This window comes from Pseudomonas sp. QL9 (assembly GCF_041409665.1).
Taxonomy (GTDB): Bacteria; Pseudomonadota; Gammaproteobacteria; order Pseudomonadales; family Pseudomonadaceae; genus Pseudomonas; species Pseudomonas knackmussii.
This window is the reverse complement of the sequence record NZ_CP166971.1, coordinates 1,649,928-1,672,579: the sequence shown is the minus strand read 5'-3', so window position 1 is coordinate 1,672,579 and position 22,652 is coordinate 1,649,928. Positions and strand designations below refer to the sequence as shown.

The following is a 22,652-nucleotide window of genomic DNA, read 5'->3' as shown; positions in this document are numbered from 1 at the left end:
GCGCATGGCGAAAGAATCGAAGGTCGAATCAATTCCAACGACCATGGTCGTGGAGGGAACCGAACCGATGGTCGAGGCGCCGCCTGCGACCAAGGTCGCAGGTGGCCTGCGCGGCGCATGGCAGCGCTGGAGTGGCGGGCTGAGCCACTCCACGCAGTTCATCATCGCGGCCACCTTCATCCTCGGCCTGACCATGTTCTTCGTCGGCGACCTGGCCAGCGAGCGGCTCAAGAACGCGGCCCTGCAGAGCGCCGCCGAGGCCGGGGCGCTGTACATGCAGACCTTCCTCGAGCCCTATGTGCAGGAGATGGGCGTGCAGGCGGAAATCTCGGCGGAGGACACCGTGGCGCTGGATCGGCTGCTGAACAATGCGTCGCTCAGGCGCCATGTCGAGTCGGTGAAGATCTGGCGCGCCGACGGCACCGTGGTCTACAGCACCGACAAGTCGATCGTTCGCCAGCGCTTTCCCACCGACGAGATCGAGGTCGCCCTGCGCGGCCATGTGGTGACCGACCTCGAGGACCTGTCGCAGGACGAGAACCGCTTCGAGCGTACGCTGAAGATGCCGCTCTACGAGATCTATGCGCCACTGCATGACAGCAACGGCAAGGTCATCGCGGTGGGCGAGTTCTATGAGCGTGCCGACTGGTTGGAGAAGGAAATCGGCCGGGTGCGCGGGCAGGTCTGGCGGGTGGTCGGCGCAGCCACCCTGGCGATGCTCCTGCTGTTGTTCGGCTTCGTCCGCCGCAGCGAACGGATCATCCAGCGCCAGCAGGCCGACCTGCGCGCGCGGATGGCCGAGCAGGTGCAGCTGCTGCGGCACAACGACCAGCTGCAGCGGCGCATCGCCAACGCCAACCGGCAGTTCTGGCAGATCAACGAACTCACCTTGCGCCGCCTGGGGGCCGACCTGCACGACGGTCCGGCGCAGCTGCTGACGCTGATCCTGATTCGCCTGGACGATCTCGCCGAGCTGCTGCCAGCCCGTTCCGATGGCGAAGACCGCGACACCTATGAATCCATCCGCGGTGCGGCGCAGGACGCCCTGCGCGAGGTGCGCGACATCTCGCGCGGGCTGGCGCTGCCGGAGATCGCCGAGCTGTCGCTGGAGGAGGAGCTCAAGCTGGCCGCCAAGCGCCACGAGGAGCGTACCGGCAGCAAGGTGGCGCTGGAGCTCGGGAGCCTGCCGGCGGACCTGCCGCTACCCTTGAAGCTCTGCCTGTACCGCTTCGTGCAGGAGAGTCTGAACAATGCCTTCAAGCATGCCGGCGGGCAGGAGCAGCGGTTGAGCGCCAATTATGCCGAAGGCCAGCTCAGCCTCTGCGTGGCGGACGGCGGGCCGGGGTTCGACCCCGAGGAGGTGGCCCGGCGCGACGACGGCCGGCCGCACCTGGGCCTCGCCGGTCTGCGCTATCGGGTGGAGTCGTTCGGCGGCACTTTCGACATCCATTCGGTGCCGGGGCAGGGGACCCGGGTTACGGCGCTGTTCCGCCTCTGAAGCGGGCGAGCATCGGCTCGGACTCCGCGGGCGGTGCCGGCGGTGTGCCGAAGCGCGACTGGGTTTCCCGTTCCCAGTAGCGACGCAGCGCAGCGACCGCCTCGACGCGGTTACGCGCGTTGAGCTTCTGCATCACGCAGGTCATGTAGTACTTCACCGTCTTCTCGCTCAGCGACAGGCGATCGGCCACTTCCTTGTTGGTCAGCCCGCGGGAGACTTCGCGGATCACCTGCTCCTCGCGGTGGGTCAGGTCGATCTTGCGGATCTCGTTCTCGCGGCGCTTGAAGTTGCTCAGCAGCTTGTGCTCGAACTCCGGCGTGATGTGGATGTTGCCGCGCGCCACATCGCGGATGGCATTGACCAGCTCGGGGCCGCTGATGCCTTTGAGCAGATAGCCGCGTGCGCCGGCTTCGAGGGCGCAGTAGGCGTCTTCCTCGGATTCCGACACGGTGAGCATCAGCACCTTCACGTCCGGCAGCCGGCAACTGATGTCATGCACGACGGCGAAGGAGTCGCCGGGCATGTTGACGTCCATCAGCAGCACATCCGGTTGCAGGCGGACGGCGATGGAGCGGGCGTCCTCGGCGCTGGCGCCCTGTTCGACGATCTTGAAGTCGCTGCGCTTGCGCAGCGTACTGGCCACCCCTTCGCGCAGAAGGGGATGGTCGTCGACGATACCGATGCGAATGATCGGGGTGTTCATTGTGCCCTCCCGAGTGGACTCGCCGAGGGGGATCGCCTGACGGTAAAAATGCGACGGATTGTTGACGTTGTCGTCGCGCCGGTACAGGTCGCCCGCACCTGGGCAAGTGAGTCACTCGTGTTGAGTAATAGCAGGCTGCAATCAATCGGCAGGTACGCTCGTCGGATCGCGAAAGCCCGATGGAGCCGGGAAGTGGCTGGCGGTAAAGGAGTTTGTCGAGTTTCCGGAGGCGCGGATTGGACTAAGGTCGAATGATTTGGTGGTGTCAAAGGGCCGCCGAAATTAAGGAGATTCTGCTGGTGGTGAATACAAGCTTTTGAAATTGCAAATAAAGCTCCGTCTGTCCTTGTTCGATAATCGCACCAAGTCGGCGCGACAAACTCGGGGCGATCCGCGCCACTCCTAAGCTGAATCAGAAGAGGTCCAGGTGGGCAGGCCGGACCCGAGCGGGCGTGCGCCGGTGGCGCTGCTCGCGATTCCGGCGCGCCGGGCCATCAGTGACCAACCGCTGGGGATGGGCATGATGCAGACGGCCTCCGAACTACGTTGTGAACTAACCGAAGCGCTGTTGCGCCTGCGCCGCGCCTTTGTCGGCGTGGCCCTGTTCAGCGGCGTGATCAACGTGCTGATGCTGACCCCGGCGATCTACATGCTGCAGGTCTACGACCGCGCCCTGGGCAGCAGCAACCCCACCACGCTTTTAATGCTCACCCTGCTGATGATCGGCCTCTACATGCTGCTGGCGCAGCTCGAAGTGGTGCGCAACAGCGTGCTCATCCGCCTCGGCAATCGACTCGACATGACCCTCAACCAGCGGGTCTTCGAGGCCGCCTTCCTGCGCAACCTCAAGCGTGCCGGCAGCTCGCCGGCGCAGGCCCTGCAGGACCTCACCCAGGTGCGCCAGTTCCTTACCGGCAGCTCGCTGTTCGCCTTCTTCGATGCGCCCTGGACGCCGATCTACCTGGCCATCGCCTTCCTCGTGCACCCGCTGCTGGGCTACCTGACGCTGGGCGGTTCCATCGTACTGCTGTTCCTCACCGCGTTGACCGAAGGCATGACGCGCAAGCCGCTGGCCCAGGCCAATGCGGAGGGGCAGGCCTCGTCCAGCTTCGCCCACAACAACCTGCGCAACGCCGAGGTAATCCAGGCCATGGGGATGCTGCCGGGCATCAGCCTGCGCTGGTTCAATCACCACCTGCGCATGCTCCAGCTGCAAAGCCTGGCTTCCGACCGCGCCGCCTGGATCGGCGGCATGGCGCGCTTCGTGCGCATCACCCTGCAGTCGCTGATCCTCGGCGTCGGTGCCTGGCTGGCGATCGAGGGCAGCATCACCCCGGGGATGATGATCGCCTGCTCGATCATCAGCGGCCGCGCCCTGGCCCCCGTGGAAGCGCTGATCGCCAGCTGGAAGGGCCTGGTGGTCACCCGCCGCGCCTGGAGCCGCCTGAGCGAACTGCTGCGCGAATTCCCCGTGACGCCGCCGGCGATGAACTTGCAGCGGCCGGAGGGCGCGCTCTCGGTGGAGAGCGTCAGCGGCGGCGCGCCGGGCACCGGGCAGCCGTTCGTGCGCGGCGTGAGCTTCCACCTGGCGGCCGGCGAAAGCCTCGGCATCATCGGCCCCTCGGCTTCCGGCAAGTCGACCCTGGCGCGGATGCTGGTGGGCATCTGGCCGGCGTTCGGCGGCAAGGTGCGGCTCGACGGCGCCGACGTCTTCAGCTGGCAGAAGGAAGAGCTCGGCCCCTGGCTTGGCTACCTGCCGCAGGATGTCGAGTTGTTCGAGGGCACCATCGCCGAGAACATCGCGCGTTTCTCCGAAGTGGACAGCGAGGCCGTCCTGCAGGCCGCGCGCCGCGCCGGCGTGCACGACATGATCCTGCGCTTCCCGCAGGGCTACGACACGCGCCTGGATGCCGAAGGGCATCCGCTGTCCGGCGGGCAGAAGCAGCGCATCGGCCTGGCCCGCGCGCTCTATGGCGACCCCAGCCTGCTGGTCCTCGACGAACCGAACTCCAACCTCGACGACCTGGGCGAACGCGCGCTGGTCGAGGTGCTCGAGGAACTGCACGCGCGTCATCGCACCGTGGTGGTCATTTCGCACCGGCCAAGCACCCTGAAGACCGTCGACAAGCTGCTGTTGCTGCGCGACGGCTGTACGCAGCTGTTCGGTCCGCGCGAAGAAGTGCTCGCGCACCTGACCCAGGCCAGCGTGCCGGGTAGTCCGACGGCGCCCACGCTGACGGCGGTCCGGGGGAGGGAATCATGACCAGTGCCGAACTGCGGCAACGCGCGGTCCTGCCGCTGGAGAGCAGCGCGCCGGTAGAGGTCGATTTCCAGCGCCCGCTGCGCTGGGGGCTGATCCTGGTGATCGTGGCCTTCGGCGGCTTCCTCGCCTGGGCGGTCCTGGCGCCGCTGGACGCTGGCGTGGTGGCCTCGGCGACGGTCAAGGTGTCGAGCAACCGCAAGGTGGTCCAGCACCTCACCGGCGGTACCGTCGAAGCCATCCTGGTGCGCGAGGGCGACGACGTCAGCCTCGACCAGGAACTGATTCGCCTGGACGCTACCCAGGCCCTGTCGGAACAGGGCGTGGTCAGCTCCCAGTACCTGGTGACCCGCGCCGTGGAAAACCGCCTGGAGGCCGAACGCGACGGGCTCGACGAGATCGTCTTCGACCCGAAGCTGCTGGAGCGCTACAAGGACGACCCGCAGTTGGACGCGACCATCGCCCTGCAGCGGCGCCTGTTCGCCGCGCGGCGCGCGAGCCTCGCCGGCGAGGTCGAGATCCTTCGCGAGTCCATGGTCGCGGCCGAGCGGCAGGTCCAGAGCCTGCAGCAAGTGCAGGGTGCGCGCGGGGCGCAGCAGCGCTACCTGCAGGACGAGCTGAGCGGCGCCCGTGAGCTCGCCGCCGAAGGCTACATCCCGCGCAACCGCATGCTCGAACTGGAGCGCGATCTCTCGGAAATCAGCGCCAGCCAGGCGCAGAACCTCAACACCATGGCCCAGGTGCGCGGCCAGGCTGCCGAGCTGAAGCTGCGCATCCTTCAGCAGGAATACGACTTCCGCAAGGAAGTGCAGGCGCAGCTCACCGACGTGCAGAAAGAGCGCCGCACCCTGGCCGACCGCCTGCAGGCGCTGGACTACCAGGTGCGCCACACGGTGATCCGCTCGCCCATCGACGGTGAAGTGCAGGCCCTCGCGGTCACCACCATCGGCGGGGTGATCCAGCCCGGCGCCAAGCTGATGGAAATAGTCCCGCGCGGCGAGCCGCTGCAGGTCGACGCGATGGTCCCGGTGCAGGCCATCGACCGCATCGAGCCGGGCCTGGACGTGAAGATCTCCTTCCCGGCCTTCAACCACGCGCAGACGCCCACCATTCCCGGCCGCGTGCTGACGGTTTCCGCCGACCGCATGCTCAGCGACGACAACGAGAAGAAGCCGTATTACCTCGCCCAGGTCGAGGTCACGCCGGCCGGCATGAAGTTGCTCGGGGCGAATCGCATCCGCGCGGGGATGCCCGCCTCGGTCACCATCCGCACGGGTGAGCGCAACCTGCTGAGCTACCTGCTCAAGCCACTGCTCGACCGCGTCGAGCATTCGTTCAAGGAGCAATGAATGCGCCCCCTTGGCCTGACTGCCCTGTGCCTGGCGTGCGTACTGCCGACCGCCAGCGCGCTGGACCTGCGTGAAGCCTGGGAGCGCATCCAGTCCCAGGGGCCGATCTACCTGTCGGCGCTGCACGAACGCGATGCCGCGCGGGAGAACCTGCCCATCGGCCGCGCCGGCTTGCTGCCGCAGGTCAACCTGAACGCCTACCAGAGCCGCATCAACGGCACCCAGCGCCAGCCGGACGTGTTCGGCAACGGCCATGACGTCGACCTCGGCTACACCGCCAAGAGCGCCATCGTGCAGGCGCGCCAGCCGCTCTTCGACAAGGCGAAACTGGCGGCCTACCGGCAGGGGCGGTTGCAGGCGCAGATGGGCGACGCGGTGTTCGATGGCAAGACCCAGGATGTCGCCGTGCAACTGGCCGGGCGTTATTTCGACGTGCTCCTGGCGGAGCAGACCATCGAGCTGTCCGAGGCCAAGCTGCGCGCCTTCGAGGAGCAGGTCATCTCGACCACCCGGCGCTTCCAGCTGGGCGACGGCACTGTCACCGATGTCGACACGGCCACCGCCCGGCGCGATGTGGCCAAGGCCGATCTGATCGAGGCGCGTGACAACCTGCTGGTCGCCCGGCGCCTGCTGGAGGAGTACATCGGCGAGGTGCCGGAGACCATCGCCACCCTGCGCGACGAATTCCCGACCCCGCCGATGCGTCCGGATACCCTGAGCGAATGGCAGGCCCTGGCGCGCCGCGACAACCCCAACATCATCGCCCGTCGCTATGGCGTCGGCGTCGCCGAGCAGGAAGTGGCCAAGGCCCGCGCCGGGCACTGGCCGACCCTCAACCTGGTGGCCGGCTACACCGCCGCCGACAGCGATTCGTTGTCCACCGTCGACCAGCGCAGCCGCTACAGCTCCATCGGCGTCGAGCTGAGCGTGCCGTTGTACGCCGGCGGGGGCACCAGCGCGCGGGTGCGGCAGACCTTTGCGTCGCAGGAGCAGGCCGAAGAAGACCTCAACGCCACCCGCGAATCGGTACTGTCCAAGACCACCCGCGAGTTCCAGGGCGTGCAGGACGGCGCCGCCCGGGTCCGCGCGCTGGAGGTGGCGGTGAAGTCGAACGACAAGGCGGTGGAGTCCTCGAAGAAGAGCTTCCGCTACGGCAGCAGCACCAACACCGACATCCTCGACAGCGAGCAGCAGCTCTACAGCGCCCGCCGCGACCTGTTCGAAGCCAAGCTGCGCTACTTGCTCGCGCGCCTGAGCCTGGTGGCCCAGGCCGGCGCCCTGGGGCAGGACGACATCGACCAGGTCAACGGCTACCTGGGGCCGGAACTGCGGTTCTGAGGGGGCCGTTCGGCGCGACCCTGTAGGAGCGGATTCATCCGCGAAAATCCCCGCACCGATCCGTAGGGCGCATAACCGCGTTCGCGGTTATGCGCCGCCGCCCGGCACGAAACCGGCGGATAACCCCTTCGGGGTTATTCGCCCTACGTGTCGGCATTCGTGCGGTGCGCTTCGCGGATGAATCCGCTCCTACAAAAACTTCGCGCAAAGAAAAACCCCCAAGGCACATGGCCTTGGGGGCTGTTGGCACCGATGGGGAGGCGCCGTCCTGAACTAGCGTGCGCCGGCCTGGGCTTGCATCACAGCCGGTTCTGTACGTCCGTAGACATCCTCCAGACGCTCGATGTCGTCCTCGCCCAGGTAGCTGCCGGACTGCACCTCGATGATCTCCAGCGGGATCTTGCCGGGGTTGGCCAGGCGGTGCACCGAGGCGATGGGGATGTAGGTGGACTGGTTCTCGGTGAGCAGGAACACCTTCTCGTCGCAGGTCACCTGGGCGGTGCCGGAGACGACGATCCAGTGCTCGGCGCGGTGGTGGTGCATCTGCAGCGAGAGCTGCGCGCCGGGCTTCACGGTGATGTGCTTGACCTGGAAGCGGCCACCCATGTCCACCGAGTCGTAGCTGCCCCAGGGGCGGTACACCGCGCAGTGGTTCTGGGTTTCGCTGCGACCGGCGGCGTCGAGTTCGCCGACCACCTTCTTCACGTCCTGCACGCGGTCGCGGTGGGCGATCATCATGGCGTCCTTGGTTTCCACCACCACGATGTCGTCCAGGCCGACCACCGAGACCAGCTTGCCGTTGCCGTGCACCAGGCAGTTGCGGCTGTCGTGGACGACCACGTCGCCCTTGGTGACGTTGCCGTTGGCGTCCTTCTCGTGGACTTCCCAGATCGACGACCAGCTGCCGACGTCGTTCCAGCCGGCGTCCAGCGGCACCACGCAGGCGCGCTTGGTCTTCTCCATCACCGCGTAGTCGATGGAGTCGTCCGGGCAGCAGGCGAAGGTGGCGGCGTCGATGTTCACCACCGTGCCTTCGCGCTGGCTGCGCTCCAGGGCCAGCAGGCAGGTGTCGTAGATGTCCGCGTCGTGGCGCTTGAGCTCTTCGAGGAAGCGGCTGGCGCGGAACAGGAACATGCCGCTGTTCCAGTAGTGGTTGCCCTGCTCGACGAACTGGCGGGCGCGTTCGGCATCGGGCTTCTCGATGAAGCGTTCGACCCGCGCCACGCCTTCGGGCAGGCGCTCGTCGGCGTTGGCGCGGATGTAGCCGTAGCCGGTCTCGGCGCGTTGCGCCGGGACACCGAAGAGCACCATCTCGCCGCGTTCGGCGGCCACGGTGCCGAGAGCCAGGGCGCGCTGGAAGGCACGCGGGTCTTCCAGCACGTGGTCGGCCGGCAGCACCAGCAGCAGTTCGTCACGGCCTTCGGCGACCAGCTGCATGGCGGCGATGGCCACGGCCGGCGCGGTGTTGCGGCCGAAGGGTTCGAGCAGGATGCCCTGGGTCTGCAGGTTCAGCTGTTCGAGCTGTTCCTGGAGGATGAAGCGGTGCTCCTTGTTGCTCACCACCAGCGGCGGCTCCATGCCGTCGAAGGCCAGGCGCTCGACGGTCTGCTGGAACAGCGTGTGCTCGCCGGCCAGGGCGAGGAACTGCTTGGGGTAGAGCTTGCGTGAAAGGGGCCAGAGTCGGGAGCCGCTGCCACCGGAAAGAATGACGGGAATCATGGGGTTTCTCCTTAAGCGTTCATGCGTTCTGTGGGGCGCCCGCGGGCGCCGTTGCCGTTCTGGGTGACCTCTCCGTGCGGGCCGTCATGGCAGCCCGCTGTTTTTTCTGTTCATTGGGTCCCCGCGTTCGCGGGGAAGACGGTGGCTCAATGGCTCGTCATTCCCGCGAATGCGAGAACGTCGTCATTCCCGCGAACGCGGGGACCCAATAAAAAGCCCCTCAATCCGCCACCACCGGCCGCTTGACCCACACCGGCGAAAGCTTGCCGCCGGCGTCGGTGACGTACAGGCACACCACCTCGCCGCGCGCCAGGGTGACGGGCTTGAGGTCGCTGACCTTCTGCGCGCCGTCGAACAGCGCCAGGTCGACTTTCACCGGGTTGATCTCGCGGTCGCCATGGCTTTTCGGGGCGACGTTGCCGACCACCTCGGTCTTGCCGTCGGCGGTCTTCAGGGTCAGCGCCTTGCCGCTGAGGTTCTGCACGCGCACCAGGGCCTTCTGCTTGTTCTTGAAGGGCGGCTCGCTCACCAATTGCGGTTGCGCGCCCGGTTCGCTGACCAGGGTGTAGTAGGCGTCCGGGTCGAGTTTCACCGGCAGGCTCTGGCTGCCGACCTTGGCGGTGTAGCTGCCGGGCGGGAGGAACTTGAAGTCGCTGGAGCCCAGCGGCGCGACGTCGTTCAGCGCGGCGTTGCCGACGCTCACCGAGAGTTCGCTGTTGCCGGCGTTGTAGGCCCGCACGAAGGCCGAGCCCTTGGGCGCCTGCGGACCGTAGAGGGCCGCTTCGCCGGCGTGCGCGCCGACGTTGGCCAGGCCCAGGGCCAAGGCGAGGGCGGGGATTTTCCAGCCTTGGGTCTTGGATCGGATCATGGGGTGTACCTCCGTCTCTTCTTGCATTGCAGCGGGCGCGCGGGCGCCCAGTGGGTGGCGCTCAGTGCGCCGCAGCCAGGCCCGGCGGGTTGGCCGCCAGGCGTTCGTCTCGGGTGCCGGCCGCGCGCAGCTGGGCCAGCCAGTTCGCGTCGAACTGGCTGAGGTCATTGCGCATCGGCAGGTAGCGTTCGGGGAATTCCCAGACCAGCAGGCGCGGCGGGTGCTGCGCGAAGCCGGGGTCCTGGAGCAGTTCGAGCATCGGTTCGAGCGGCCCCTTGCCTTCCTTGGCGTAATTGATCAGGTCGGCCGACAGCGCCTGCTTGAGCGCGCCGGCGAAGTTCCAGCGCGGGTTGGCGCTGTAGCTGGTGCCGACCAGCGCCACCTGCGGCGCGGTGCTGTCGCCGAAGAGGTCGCCGCCGCTGGCGTTGTCGTCGGCCGCGCGGGTCTGGCGTTCCTGCAACTGGTCCGGCGCCGGCAGCAGCGTGCTGAACAGCGGGTCCAGCGGCAGGAAGGTCAGCAGGTCGCCCTTGTGCGGCGCGGCGGCGTGGGCCTCGGTGATGAAGGTCTGCTGCGGCAGGTCGAGGTGCTGGCCGTCGCGGATGGCGCGGGCCAGGCGCTCGGCCACGGCCTCGGCGCCCAGCGGCGTCCAGTGGGTGTCGGTGCGCAGGAAGACCTGGCCCTTGTCCTTGGCCTGGTCGAGGGTTTCCAGCAGCTCGGGCGCGGCCATGCCGGCCTGCCGCGCGCGTTGCAGGAAGTCCTGGTACAGACCGGCGTGCAGGCTGGCCGGCTGTTCCTTGCCGAGGTATTCGGGATACACCCGCGCCTTGGCCGGGATGATCGCCAGTACCAGCTTCACGCCGCGTCGCTCCAGCTCCTTCTGCACGCCGCGCAGCAGTGCCCAGTTGTCGTCGAGCTGGGTCGCCGTCGGTGCCGGCTTGAACTCTTCGTCGGTGTACAGCCAGCCGTCCTTGCCGAGCACCACGCCGGGGCGGCCTTCGTCGAACAGGGCGAAGTCGAGCGCGGCCCAGAGGTTGGTGCCCAGGCGCTTGATCGGGAATTGCTCGTCGTAGTGGGTCTCGAAGGCGTGCGCCAGCTTGCCGTTGAGCAGCGGGGTGCCGGGGGTTGCGCTGAAGCTCGGGAAGCTCTTCAGCGAGCCGCAGGCCAGGCCCAGGAGCAGCCCGCCGAAGGCGGCGACATAGGTGTATTGCAGGGGTTTGGGAAGCGTCGGGTTCATGCGGCGGCCTCGCTCAGAACTGGAAGTAGAGGAAGGGCGAGTAGCTCTGCGCGGAGAGCTTCAGCACCGAGGCGGCGAACAGCGCAAGCAGCGCCACGCGGGTGGCCAGCAGCGGCAGCGCGGCACTCCAGCTGGCGACCACGGCGCCGCCCTGGTCGTTGCCGGCCTCGGCCTTGGGCGCCTTGAGCTGCAGCGGCTGGCCGCGGAACTGGCGCAGGCCGAATACCGCGAGCACGACATAGGCCAGCGCCAGGGTGCCCAGCTGCAGGCCGGTGAGGCTGGCGCGGTTGAGCTCCGACAGCTGCCAGTCGCCGAAGCTGAACATGGCGGCGTACATGCGCCAGGCCACGTGCAGGTTCTCGGCGCGGAAGATCACCCAGCCGAGGATCACCAGGAGGAAGGTGAAGGCCCACTTCAGCGGATTGAGCACGCGCGGCGCGGCGTTGACGCCGAGTGCGCGCTCGATGGCCAGCCAGGTGCCGTGCCAGGCGCCCCAGACGATGTAGGTGACGTTGGCCCCGTGCCACAGACCGCCCAGCAGCATGGTCAGGAACAGGTTGCGGTAGGTCTGGAAAGTGGTGCCGCGGTTGCCGCCCAGGCTGATGTACAGGTAGTCGCGCAGCCAGGTGGAGAGGCTGATGTGCCAGCGCCGCCAGAACTCGGTGATCGACTGGCTGATGTAGGGCTGGTTGAAGTTCTCCATGAAGCGGAAGCCCATCATCAGGCCCAGGCCGATGGCCATGTCGCTGTAGCCGGAGAAGTCGAAGTACAGCTGCGCGGTGTAGGCCAGCGCGCCGAGCCAGGCGTCGCCCGTGGTCGGGTTCTGCAGGGCGAAGCAGTGGTCGGCCAGGGCCGCCAGGGTGTCGGCGATGAACACCTTCTTGACGAAGCCCTGCATGAAGCGGGTGCAGCCTTCGGCGAACTTGTCGAGGCTGTGGGTGCGGTGGTTGAACTGGTCGACCAGGTCCTTGAAGCGCAGCACGGGGCCGGCGATCAGGTGCGGGAAGATGGCGACGAAGGCGGCGAAGTCGATCAGGTTGCGCGTGGCCGGGGTGTCGCCGCGGTAGACGTCGATGATGTAGCTGATCGACTCGAACGTGTAGAACGAGATGCCGATGGGCAGCAGGATGTGCGTCAGCACGAAGGGCTGCATGCCGAACGAGGTGATGATCTGGTTGAGGCTGTCGACACCGAAGTTGGCGTACTTGAAGTAGCCCAGCACGCAGAGGTCGACGACCACGCCGAGGATCAGCCAGCGCTTGGCCGCGAGCGTGCGCACGCCGGCCGCGCCGATGCGCAGCCCGATCCAGTAGTTGAACAGGGTGACGCCGGCGAACAGGGCGAGGAAGTCCACGCGCCACCAGGCATAGAAGAGGTAGCTGGCGACCAGCAACAGGAGGTTCCGGTAGCGGTTCCCGCTCAGGTAGTACAGGCCGAGGAACACCGGCAGGAACAGGAACAGGAACACGTTGGAAGAAAAGACCATTGCGCGTCTCGCTCTGGAGCTTCGTACCCTGGATCGCTCCAGCCCTTCCGGCGCCGTGAAGGCGCGCAAGGAAAAGGCCGGTGCGATCCGCCAATTCCTCCCCGTGGTATTGCCAAGTGGTGGTGCGCCCGCCCGGCGTCTTTGCGCCTGGGTCGGGGTGTTGCGGTGCCCCGCGTGTGCGGGATTGCTCTTCGTAGGAGCGAGCTTGCTCGCGAACCGCCCAGCGCCGGTGCCTCCGGGGACGCCATTCGCGAGCAAGCTCGCTCCTACAGGTTTCGGTCCGTTATCCGCCGTTGCCGCGGTTGAACACCTTGGTCACGTCGCCGCCGAGGCGGAAGCTGTTGAAGGGCTCCATCTTCCTGCGCCAGTCCTGGGTCTTCGGTGCGCAGCTGTAGAGCGCGCAGTAGGGCTCCAGCCAGGCGAACTTGCTGTTCTCCTTCAGGTCTTCCAGGTCCTGGTCGTTGCCGGTCTTGGCGTCGAAGGCCTGCTGGTCGCCCACACCCTGCATCACGCGTTCGGCCAGGCGCTGCAGCGCGCCGTGGTTTTCCTCGCGCAGGTCGGTGCCGTTGGCCTGGGCGAAGGCGGCGATCATCGCCAATGGGGTCAGCGCGTAGTTGTGGTAAGAGAGGGCGCGCTGGCGGCGCTTGAGTTCGTTGGGCAGGTAGCCGTCGTCGTCGACCTGGCTGGCGGCGACCTTGAACGCCTGCACCGACCAGTCGAACAGGTCGTGGCGGTTGGTCACCACGGCAGTGGACATCACCGACCAGGCGGCCCAGTAGCTGTGGTTGTTGATCTGCTTCAGCGGCAGGTTGCTCCAGTCGCTGACCACCTGGCTGCCGAGCTTGCCGAACCACTGCTCGATCTGCGCCGCCTGCTGCGGGTAGGCCGCCAGCGGGCGGCTGCTGGAGAACTTCAGGCGCAGGTAGGACGAGGACAGGCTGCCCAGCGCCCATTTGCGCATCGACTTGCCGGTGTGGTTGAAGTCGGTGCTTTCCAGCGCATCGGCCTTGGCCCAGGTGGACAGCCAGTTCAGCGCACAGTCGAGGTCGCCCTTGTGGCCGCTGCGCATGTACTGGGTGATCAGCTTGCTGGTGCCGCGCTCCATCTCGGTGATGTCCTTGATCTGCTCGCGGAATTTCTTCTCGGCGCCGGTGTTGAGGGTGGCGCGCGCCGAGTCGGAGCCTTCGTACTTGCTGGTGAACTGCAGCGAGCCGGTGTAGGGCGTGGGCGCTGCCTGGCAGCTGTCGGCGTCGCCCTTGCGCTCGCCGACCGGGGCGAAATAGCCGGGTGGCGGCACCAGGTCGGCGGCCTGGGAGGCTTGTCCGTAGAGCGCACCGAGGCTGCCCAGGCTGAGCAGCGGCCAGAGCAGGCGCAGGCCCTTGCTGCGGGAAAGTCGTTGTATGGACATGGGTTATCTCCCGGCCACTTCGGCAGTGGCCTTGGTTTGCGGCGTCTGGCACAGCTTGGCCTCGACCTCGAGGCCGGCCGGCATCTCGTCCGGCGCCTCGATTTCCAGGGAGAGGAACTGCTGGTCGGCCCAGTCCTCGTCGTTGCGCAGCTCGAAGACGTAGCGCCCGCCGGTGTCGACGGCCTTGGACTGCTCGATCTTCAGCTGTTCGCGGCGGCCGTTCATGTACCAGACGGTGTTCTTCAGCTGGTGCACGCTCGGGTCGCTGTAGGTGATGTCGGCGGTGTAGCTGCCGCTGCGGATCGGCAGCGTCGCGCTGTTGAGCAGCACCTCGTTGCGCCCGGCGTGCAGCTTGACCTTGCGGCTGAGCACGGCCTTCTGCGTCGCGCAGCCGTTGGCCACCAGCGGCATGGCCTGGCGGTAGAAGCTCTTCTGCGCCATGTCGTAGTGGGTGGCGAATTCCCAGACGAGGATCTTCGGCGGGTTCTTGTGGAAGCTCTCGCTGGTCAGGTAGGCCAGCAGCGAGCTGTCGAAGCCGCCGCCGGACACGGCGTTGTTGAGGATGTCGACCTTGCCGTACTCCTCGAGGAAGCCGACGAAGTTGTAGGCCGGGCCGCTGTTGGAGGTGCCGACCACCGCCACCTGCGGATTGCCGCCGTCGCCGAACAGGTCGCCGCTGTCGCTGGCGCCCACCGGCTCGGTCTCGAAGCGGTCGACGTACTGCGGTGCGTAGCTGCTGCCGCAGAGCTGCGCGGCGGCCTTGTGGAAGGTGCCGAGCTTGGACAGCAGGCCGGTGCGCTTGCTTTCGAATTCCTTCTTCGGAATGCCGTCGTAGCCGGGGATTTCCTTCAGCGTCTGCGCGGCGATCTTCGCGCTGCGCATGGCGCCGTACGGGGTCCAGTGGTGGTCGCCCTTGAAGTAGTACGGGTGGGCTTCCTTCTCGTCGAACAGCGGCGAGAAGTCCGGGGTGTAGATGCCGGCCTCGCGGAACTTGGCGATCGTCGCCAGGTAGTTCTTCTTCGCCAGCTCGAAGTTGAAGGAGGCCTTCTCCTCGGGGTTGAGCTTCTCGCGGTCGATCAGGCCGCGGGTGGGCTGGTAGACCACCATCAGCTCGACGCCCTTGCGCTTGAGCTCGTCGCGCAGCGCCTTGAGTTCGCGCCAGCCTTCGGGGCTGGTGCCGAAGTCGGTGCGCAGGTCGTAGGTGGTGCGGAACAGCCAGTCTTCCTGGGCCGGCACCAGGTGGGTGAAGAAGCCCAGGTACTTGGTGTCGTAGGCCTTGTCGTCGGCCGCCTTGGGGCACAGGCCGGCGGCCGGCAGGGCGCGGTAGGTCGGCGCGCCGGTGTCGGCGGCGAAGGCGCCGTGGGCGAGCAGCAGGCCGGCGGCGAGGCCCGTCAGGCCCGACAGGCAATGGGGGCGGATGGTCATGGTGCGGGTCCTCATTTATGCAGTTCGGCCTGGCTTTCCACGGGGTCGATCAGCACCGCGCGCTGCTGGCGCACGAGCAGGTCGAGGATCTCTTCCTGCTTCTCGCCGAGTACGCCGGAGAAGCTGATGCCGGAGGATTTGGTCGGGCCGAGCATGGCCACCTTGTACAGCTCCAGGGACAGCGGCGAGGCCACCGACAGCGGCCCGGAGCCGTTGCCGGCGAGCTTGCCGCCGACCACGATCAGCGAGACCTTGGTGTCGAACGGGTCGAGGTCGATGTCGCGGTCGGTGTCGGACAGGTCCTTGATGTGCCCATACACGCCGAGCAGCTGGTTGCCGGCGGCGAGGTTCTCGTACAGGCGGATGTTCACGCTGTTGCGGATGCGGATGCCGTGGCGCCGGTTGCCCAGCACCTGGTTGGCGTAGATCAGGTTGTCGCCGGATTCGTAGAGCGTGATGCCGTCGGAGTGGTTGCGGTAGACCTCGTTGTAGGCCACCAGGTTGTTCACGCTGTTGCGGTCCAGGACGATCCCGGAGAGGTGGTTGTCGTAGGTCTTGTTGCGGAAGATGAAGCTGTCGTCGACCTCGCGCGAGACGATGATGCCGTGCTTCTTCTTCGTTCCGTAGACGGTGTTCTCGGCGATGATCAGCCGGCGCGAGCGGTCGTGCGGGTCGATGCCGTAGATCACGTTGTCGCGGTAGGTGTTGCCGCGCACCACCAGGTCGTCGGCCTCGTAGCAGTAGAAGCCGTACCAGTTGTCGACGAAGGTGGAATCGAGCACCCAGCCTTTGGGGCGCGGGCGCTTCATCTGGGTGTCCATGCCCGGGCTGTACTGCGAGATGGAGATGCCGTACGCCTTGGAGGCGTTGTAGCCGAAGCTGGTGAAGGTGCTGTTCACCAGGTAGGCCTCGGCGCCGCCCCAGGACACCAGGAAGGGGCGGAATTCGTTGGGCGACTTGAACCAGGCCGGCTCGCCCTTGGCTTCGTTCCAGGCGGTGACCTTGCTGTCGCGCACGAACAGCTTGCCGTCGTTGACCAGGAAGGCGCCGCGATCCTGGGACAGGCGCAGCTCCTTGACCTTGCCGTCGATCTCCAGGGTCGCGCCCTGGCTGACCACGATCGGCAGGCGCGCGACGTAAACGCCGGGCTCGACCTGTTCGAGGGACTTGCCGAGCTTGCCGGCCAGCGCCGCCAGGTTGACGTAGCCGCCCTCGATGAAGATCGCCTGCGGCATCTGCTTCTGGCGCTTCACCCACTCGGCCAGGCGGTTGCTGCCGCCGGTGAATTCCTTCAGCGGCTGCTGCTGCACCATGCGCTGCAGCACGGCCTTGCCGGGTTTGCTGCGGTCGATCATCTTCGCCACCGCCTCGGCGGTGTAGCCGGACAGGTCGGGCAGCTTCGGCGGGTCCAGGTGCAGCGTTTCCTCGGCGATGGTCTGGACCGTGTAGTTGCCGGTTTCCTTCAGGCCGCGGGCATGGCCGGGCTGATTGGCCGCAGCCGCTTGCGCCGGGGCCTTGGTCGGCGGCGCCAGGGCCCAGGCCGGGGAGCCCGCGGCGAGCATGCCGGCGAGCAGCAGGGAGGCCATTGGTAGGGGGCGGTTCATGGTCCGTTCTCCGTACGGGCGTGGGCGCTGTGTTGGCTGGGCTCCCGCGTTCGCGGGAGAGACAGATTGCTTTTGCGTCTTCCCCGCGAACGCGGGGACCCAGTAACCAGCCGCCATCGCCCCGATCCTCAGTAGCGCCAGATGACGTCGACGAACGCGTGGTGCATCGTCGAGTCGACGTGATTGCCGTAGGCGTCGCCGGGCATGAACAGGCCGCCGCGGAAGCGCACCAGCGCCGAGGGTTCGTCGATCGCCTGGCTCATCGAGGCCGGCAGCAGGCCGTGCTTGAAGTACTTGGTCATGACCAGGTCGACCTCCTGGCCGACGTCCTTGGAGTCGTTCACCAGGGGCGCGTTGATGCCGCTGTTGCCGATGTCCGAGTTGCCGTCGACGCGCCAGAACTTGTGGTACACGAGGCTCGCGTCGTAGTCGTCGCGCAGCTGCCAGGCGCCGAACAGGGTGGCGTCCTGCAGGTTCGACAGCTCGCCGCGGAAGGCCTCGCCGAAGCGGTTCACGCGGGCGCGGGTGCCGGTGAAGTTGGAGCGGTTGCTCTGCAGGCCGGTCTGCTCATACTGGTCCTCGCCGTTGTGGCCGCCGCCGCTGCCGCGCGCGTAGCCGGCGCCGGCGCGCCACTGTTCGTCGATGTTCCAGCGCAGGCCGAGATCGACGCCGTAGGCGTTGACGTCGCCGCTCTGCTTGCCGGTGGCGATGCGCTCGCCGTTGACGTCCGCGCTGCTCAGGCGGTCGCGGTTGCCGGTCAGCCAGGTGGCGCTGGCCCAGTAGTTCAGCGGCATCTGCGAGCGGTACTCGTAGCCGTCGCCGTTGGCCTCGACGCCGAGCCAGGTGAGGTCGCCGGTGGAGCGCTTGTCGAGGGAATCGACCTGCTCGCCCGCATCCTTCAGGTGGCCGCTGTCGTCGGCGTGGTGCAGGCGCAGGCCGACCCAGTTGTGCGGCTCCCACTGGGTGGAGATGTCGCCGAACACGTGGGTGCGGTCCTTGTCCTGCGGCGCCAGCTCGGTGAGGTCGGTGCGGTACTCGGAGAAGCGTTGCGCCACGCCGGCGTGGGCGCGCAGCAGGGTGGTGTCGAAGGTCCAGTTCAGCGCTTCGATGTTGGTGTCGGCCCACATGCCGCTGTCGTCGCGCAGGCGCTGGCGGCCGAAGCGCAGGTGCTCGCCGGGGTACTGGGTGAGGCCGGCGTAGTCGACCCAGAACTCGCGCAGGGCGAGGTAGCTGTCGTCGGGCTCGCGGCCGTTCGTGCCGCTGTTGTCCACTTCGTCGGACTGCAGGGTGTCGGTCTGCACGGTGTCGGTGGCGGTCACCGCCTGGCCCATCACGTAGGCGCTCCAGTCGCCCCAGGTGCCCAGGGCCCAGGGCCGCAGGTCGAGGCCAATACCATTGAGGTCGCCGCCGTGGGCGGTGCCCAGGTCCTGGTCGTCGAGGGACTCGGCGGTGACCTTGATGTCGATGCCGAAGTTCTTCGGCGGCTCTTCGGCGGCCTGCACGAGGCTGCCGAGCAGGCTCATGCCGGCGCCGAGCATGGCCGACAGCAGGCGCGCGCGGCGGATGACGCCGGCGAGGCGCAGCGGCTGGAGGAGCGGGGCGGGAGTCGGGGCAAGGCGCTTCATAGGTTCTGGGCTTCCTGTTCGTTCTGCATGAGGCTGACCGTGGCCTGCCAGTTGGCGCCGCGTGCCTGTTCCTCGCGCTTGAGCAGTTGCTGCGCCTGGCTGCGTTCGGCCGGCAGCATCTGCGGTTCGAGCTGGCTCATCAGGTCGGCGGCGGCGGGCGCCTGCTGGCGCTGGGCGAGGGTGCCGAAGACGTAGGCGGCGGCGCGGTCGACCTGCACGCCGCGGCCTTGCGACCAGAGCTGGGCGAGGGCCATGTCGGCGCTGGCGGAGCCGGCGCGGGCGGCGATCAGCAGGTGGTCGGCGGCCTTCTGCGGGTAGACCTTGCCGAGGTAGCCGCGGCGGTAGATCTGGCCGAGGAAGTAGTGCGCCTGGGGCTCGCTGGGGGCGGCCTTGAGCAGGTGCTGCTCGGCCTTCTGCGGGTCCTGCGGCATCCACTTGCCGTCGTAGTAGAGGCGCCCGAGCAGCAGCTCGGCGCGCGGCTGGGCGGCGTCCTGGCCCTTCTTCAGGTAGTCGAGCATCTGGTTCACGTCGCCCAGCTCGGGGTAGTCGTACTGCAGCTTGGCGAGGTCGACCCAGGCGGCCGGGAATTCCGGCGCAAGCTCGGTGAGCAGGGCCTGGGCGGCTTGCGGATCGGGCTTGCCGAGGTTGGCGTCGGCCAGCACCTGGGCCACCGATTCGACGCGTTCGGGCGGCACGTGGCCGGTCTTGTGCGCGGCGCGCAGGCGGTCGAGGTGGGCCTTCTGCTTATCCGCGTTGCCCTGGATCTGGTAGACCGTGGCCAGCTCCATCCAGCACACGTCCATGCGCGTCAGCCAGCGCTGGCAGACCTGCTCGACCTCGCCCAGGTGCTGGTTGTAGGTGCCCTGGGTGCGGTACAGGATGATCTGCGCCAGGTCTGCCTGCGGCAGGCCCTGGGCGCGCCACTGGTCGATGCGCTGCTGCGGGTTCACGTCCGGCCAGGTCTGCGGGTACTGCAGGTAGAGCACCACCAGCGGCACAAGGGCGCTGTCCTCGCCTTCGGCGAAGGCGCGGGTCAGCAGCTGCTCGGCCTCGCGGTGCTCGGCTTCGCTGGCGCCGGGCTTGGCCGCCAGCCATTTGCCCAGGCGCGCACGGGCGCGCGGCGAGGTCTCGGCGGCGTCGCGGTAGAGCTTCTCGGCGCGGGCCTGGGCTGCGCTGTCACCGTTGGCCGCCTGCAGGTCGGCCAGGCCGATCTGCGCGTCGGTGTAGCCGAGGGTCGCCAGGGCCTGGTAGTTGGCCTGGGCTGTGGCGAGGTCGCCGCGCGCCATGGCCTCGTCGGCCAGGCGCTGGTCGGGCAGGCCGGCGCAGCCGGCGGCGAGGCTCACCGCCAGGGCCAGGCCGACGCCGCGCAGCGGATGCTGGGCAAGTGCGTTCATGGGCGATTCCTCAGCGCGCGGTGGCCAGGGCCATGGCCTTGTTCAACAGGGTGCGGCCGGGCAGGCCGCCGATGCTGACTTCCGCCGGGCGACCGGCGAGCTGGCTGTCCAGCGGCTGCTCGGGCTGGATCTGCGCGCGGATCTCGCTGGCCAGGTCGCCGTCCACCGGCGCGGTGCGCAGGATGCGGCCGCTGCGTACCTCGCTGTCGCCGGCGACCTGGAAGTGCACCAGGGTGCCCGGCGAGAGTTCGGACGCATTGCGGTAGGCGAAGCGCGCCTCGACGGTCGCCGAGGCTTCGCGCGGGGCGAGGGTGAAGATCACGTCGCCCTTGTTGGCGTACTGGCCGTTGGCGACGCGCTGCTCGACCACGCGGCAATCGCAGGGGCTGGTCAGGGTGCCCTTGAGCTGGTGGCCGAAGAGCTTCTCGATGTTGCCCGGGTTGAGCTGCTCGTCGGACAGGTTGCCCTTGAGCAGGTCCAGCAGGCTGGTGGAGAAGGTCGCGATGGGCGCGCCCTTGGCCACTTCGGCGTTGGGCTGCACCAGGCTGTCCACGGTGCCTTCGCGGGGCATGGTGATCTGCTGGCTGGCGATGTTGACCACGCCGGAGTCGGCGTGGGTGACGAAGTACAGGTTGTAGATCTGGTTGAGGATGAAGGCGAAGGCCCCGACACCGACCACGAAGATCGCGGTGCTGAAGGTGACCGCGCGGACCCGGCCGAAGAAGCCCATGCCGCTGCCGCCGGCGCCGTGCTTGCGGGCCTTGGTGAAGTTCTCGCGCTGCAGGGTGTTGAGCATGTCGCCGACGCTGATCACTTCGCCGGCGAGGAAGGCGGTGATCAGGTAGCGCAGGGCGGCCACTTCGCGCGGCTTGAGGTTCTGGAACTCGCAACCGGCGCGGCGGCTCTCGCTGTCGAAGGAACGCACCTGGAACTCCACTTCGATGGCGAAGGTGATGCTGTCGATCTGGAACAGCAGCTTGCCCTTGTGGATGTCGCCGGCCTGGATAGGCGCGGCGCTGGCGGTGAAGGCGAAGCCGCCGGCGGAGAGGTCGAGCAGGCGCGCGTCGACACCCTCGCGGTTGGCGCCGATGTAGCGGATGCGCGCGGGCAGCTTGACCCGCGCATGCTGGCGCTGGGCTTCGGATTCGTGCACGACGTTGACGTTGACGGCGGTATTCATGAGGTCGGGTCCTATGTTCGCAAAGGGTCGATCCGGCCACGGGCCGAGGGGCGGTAGCTCAAACGATGGTCAGGAGTACGGCGACGAAGACGCTGGCGGCAGAGAAGGTCATGGCACGCGAGGACCAGGTGTTGAACAGGCGCTGGTAGCGGTTCAAACCACGGTCGAGCTTGGTGCTCTGGCGCGTCCACGACTGCTGGTCGAGGCGGAAGAACACGTAGATCTTCACCAGGGCGCCGACGATCTGGTTGTAATAGAGAATCAGCGGGTAGGCCGGGCCGATCGGGTGGCCCGACAGCGACAGCAGCAGGGTCAGCACCAGGCGGGTGATGCCGATCCACAGCAGGTACACCAGCAGGTAGGTGATGCTGTACTTGAGGCTGGCGATGATGGCCGCGACCAGGCCGAGCAGGCAGGTCCACATCGACAGGCGCTGGTCGAACAGCACCACGCTGGTGAACCAGCCCAGGCGCCGCGGGCCGAGGGCGAGGGCGCGGGAGTTCTGCCGCAGGTTGTTGCCGTACCAGCGGAACATCAGCTTGCGGCTGGCCTTGATGAAGCTCTTCTCCGGCGGGTGTTCGACCGTGTTGATCGCCGCGTCCGGCACGTAGAAGGTGTCGTAGCCCAGGCGCATCAGGCTGTACCAGCTGGACTTGTCGTCGCCGGTGAGGAACTGGAAGCGGCCCAGGCGCCAGTGGTCCAGGTGGTCGCTCTCGACGTCGGCGATGAAGGCCGGGTCGGTGACCACGCTGGCGCGGAATACCGACATGCGCCCGGTCATGGTCAGCACGCGCTTGGACAGGGCCATGGAGCACATGTTGATGTGCCGCTGGGCGAAGCGCAGCTTGTGCCACTGGCTCATGATGTAGCCGCCCTGCACTTCGCAGAATTCGTTGGTGGTGAGGCCGCCGACGTTGGCGAACAGCTTGAACCAGGGCACCGTGGCCTTGACCACGCCGGGTTCGAGCACGGTGTCGCCGTCGATCACCGCGACCACCGATTCGTCATCCGGCATGTGCCGGGAGATGGCGCGGAAGCCGTGGGCCAGGCCGTCGCGCTTGCCGGTGCCGGGGATGCGCACGAAGTCCAGCTTTACCCGCGCCGGCGGGTTGAGCTTCTGCCACTGCTGCTTGATCAGCACCTCGTCGGACAGCTCGACGATGGAGCAGACGACGGTGGTGGGCAGCTCGCAGGCGATGGCTTCTTCGATCACCGAGCGATAGACCATCGAAGTGGTCAGGGCGTCGATGCGGAAGCTGGTGACCATCAGGTACACGTGCGACGGATCGGCCGCGCTGCCCAGCTTGCGCAGGCGGCGCTTGTAGTACGGGTAGACCAGGTGCAGGAAGAGCATGCCGCGCAGGAAATGCAGGCCGCCCATGGAATAGCGCCAGATGCCGACCGCACCGATGATCAGCAGGAAGTCGCGGGCATTCGGGTCGAAGACCGTCGGCGGCACCAGCAGCGCCAGGCCCATCAGCAGGCAAAGGAACAGCAGCCAGCCGCTGGCTTCGCCGAGGGCTCGTTTGTATGCGTCCATGATGTGGTCCGTCAGTCGTCG

Annotated in this window: 15 protein-coding genes and 1 pseudogene; 4 read left to right on the top strand and 12 right to left on the bottom strand. The window is 67.5% G+C overall.

Translation table 11 applies throughout. The features are described 5' to 3' along the window. Positions 1 to 4: 4 nt before the first annotated feature. On the top strand, positions 5 to 1,498 hold the full coding sequence (locus tag ACA097_RS07845; RefSeq protein WP_371369555.1) for a sensor histidine kinase: 1,494 nt from the start codon (positions 5 to 7) through the stop codon (positions 1,496 to 1,498). Here ACA097_RS07845 and ACA097_RS07840 read toward each other — a convergent pair. Continuing rightward, the gene (locus tag ACA097_RS07840) at positions 1,476 to 2,201 is read right to left on the bottom strand and encodes a response regulator (protein WP_371369553.1); all 726 of its coding nucleotides are present in this window, start codon (positions 2,199 to 2,201) and stop codon (positions 1,476 to 1,478) included. The two genes, ACA097_RS07845 and ACA097_RS07840, sit on opposite strands and share 23 nt — an antisense overlap. A 523-nt stretch (positions 2,202 to 2,724) precedes the next feature. Here ACA097_RS07840 and ACA097_RS07835 point away from each other — a divergent pair. From ACA097_RS07835 to ACA097_RS07825, 3 genes are read left to right on the top strand one after another with little or no spacing between them, the layout of a single operon-like run. Further along, complete coding sequence (locus ACA097_RS07835; protein ID WP_371370493.1) at positions 2,725 to 4,464, top strand: type I secretion system permease/ATPase; 1,740 nt, start codon at positions 2,725 to 2,727, stop codon at positions 4,462 to 4,464. Further along, positions 4,461 to 5,810 (top strand): HlyD family type I secretion periplasmic adaptor subunit, encoded by a 1,350-nt coding sequence (locus tag ACA097_RS07830; RefSeq protein WP_371369551.1) that lies wholly within the window; start codon positions 4,461 to 4,463, stop codon positions 5,808 to 5,810. The genes ACA097_RS07835 and ACA097_RS07830 overlap by 4 nt, the downstream gene beginning before the upstream one ends. Beyond that, complete coding sequence (locus tag ACA097_RS07825; protein WP_371369549.1) at positions 5,811 to 7,148, top strand: TolC family outer membrane protein; 1,338 nt, start codon at positions 5,811 to 5,813, stop codon at positions 7,146 to 7,148. Between the two features lie 273 nt (positions 7,149 to 7,421). On the opposite strand, the gene ACA097_RS07820 is transcribed toward ACA097_RS07825, so the two are convergent. The 11 genes and pseudogenes from ACA097_RS07820 to alg8 all read right to left on the bottom strand — a co-directional run bounded on the left by ACA097_RS07820 (position 7,422) and on the right by alg8 (position 22,634). Further along, positions 7,422 to 8,867 carry a mannose-1-phosphate guanylyltransferase/mannose-6-phosphate isomerase gene (locus tag ACA097_RS07820; protein WP_371369547.1) on the bottom strand — a complete coding sequence of 482 codons (1,446 nt, stop codon included), beginning with the start codon at positions 8,865 to 8,867 and terminating at the stop codon, positions 7,422 to 7,424. Positions 8,868 to 9,087: 220 nt separating this feature from the next. Continuing rightward, positions 9,088 to 9,762 (bottom strand): alginate O-acetyltransferase AlgF, encoded by a 675-nt coding sequence (locus ACA097_RS07815; RefSeq protein WP_371369545.1) that lies wholly within the window; start codon positions 9,760 to 9,762, stop codon positions 9,088 to 9,090. A 34-nt stretch (positions 9,763 to 9,796) separates the two neighbouring features. Further along, positions 9,797 to 10,969, bottom strand: a complete 1,173-nt coding sequence (locus ACA097_RS07810) for an alginate O-acetyltransferase (RefSeq protein WP_371369543.1) — start codon at positions 10,967 to 10,969, stop codon at positions 9,797 to 9,799. Between the two features lie 13 nt (positions 10,970 to 10,982). Further along, the gene (locus tag ACA097_RS07805; RefSeq protein WP_371369541.1) at positions 10,983 to 12,455 is read right to left on the bottom strand and encodes an MBOAT family protein; all 1,473 of its coding nucleotides are present in this window, start codon (positions 12,453 to 12,455) and stop codon (positions 10,983 to 10,985) included. A gap of 283 nt (positions 12,456 to 12,738) precedes the next feature. Next, complete coding sequence (locus ACA097_RS07800; protein WP_371369539.1) at positions 12,739 to 13,863, bottom strand: mannuronate-specific alginate lyase; 1,125 nt, start codon at positions 13,861 to 13,863, stop codon at positions 12,739 to 12,741. A gap of 3 nt (positions 13,864 to 13,866) precedes the next feature. Continuing rightward, positions 13,867 to 15,288, bottom strand: coding sequence for an alginate O-acetyltransferase (locus ACA097_RS07795; RefSeq protein WP_371369537.1), 1,422 nt, complete (start codon positions 15,286 to 15,288; stop codon positions 13,867 to 13,869). A gap of 11 nt (positions 15,289 to 15,299) precedes the next feature. After that, a complete protein-coding gene (gene algG / locus ACA097_RS07790) occupies positions 15,300 to 16,874 on the bottom strand; it encodes a mannuronan 5-epimerase AlgG (RefSeq protein WP_371370492.1) in 1,575 nt (524 codons plus the stop codon). A 146-nt stretch (positions 16,875 to 17,020) separates the two neighbouring features. Next, positions 17,021 to 18,507, bottom strand: a pseudogene (locus ACA097_RS07785) (alginate export family protein). A 6-nt stretch (positions 18,508 to 18,513) separates the two neighbouring features. Next, positions 18,514 to 19,911, bottom strand: a complete 1,398-nt coding sequence (algK, locus tag ACA097_RS07780) for an alginate biosynthesis TPR repeat lipoprotein AlgK (protein ID WP_371369535.1) — start codon at positions 19,909 to 19,911, stop codon at positions 18,514 to 18,516. 10 nt (positions 19,912 to 19,921) lie between these two features. After that, on the bottom strand, positions 19,922 to 21,091 hold the full coding sequence (locus ACA097_RS07775; protein ID WP_371369532.1) for a PilZ domain-containing protein: 1,170 nt from the start codon (positions 21,089 to 21,091) through the stop codon (positions 19,922 to 19,924). Between the two features lie 58 nt (positions 21,092 to 21,149). After that, positions 21,150 to 22,634 (bottom strand): mannuronan synthase, encoded by a 1,485-nt coding sequence (alg8, locus tag ACA097_RS07770; RefSeq protein ID WP_156957986.1) that lies wholly within the window; start codon positions 22,632 to 22,634, stop codon positions 21,150 to 21,152. Positions 22,635 to 22,652 lie beyond the last annotated feature (18 nt).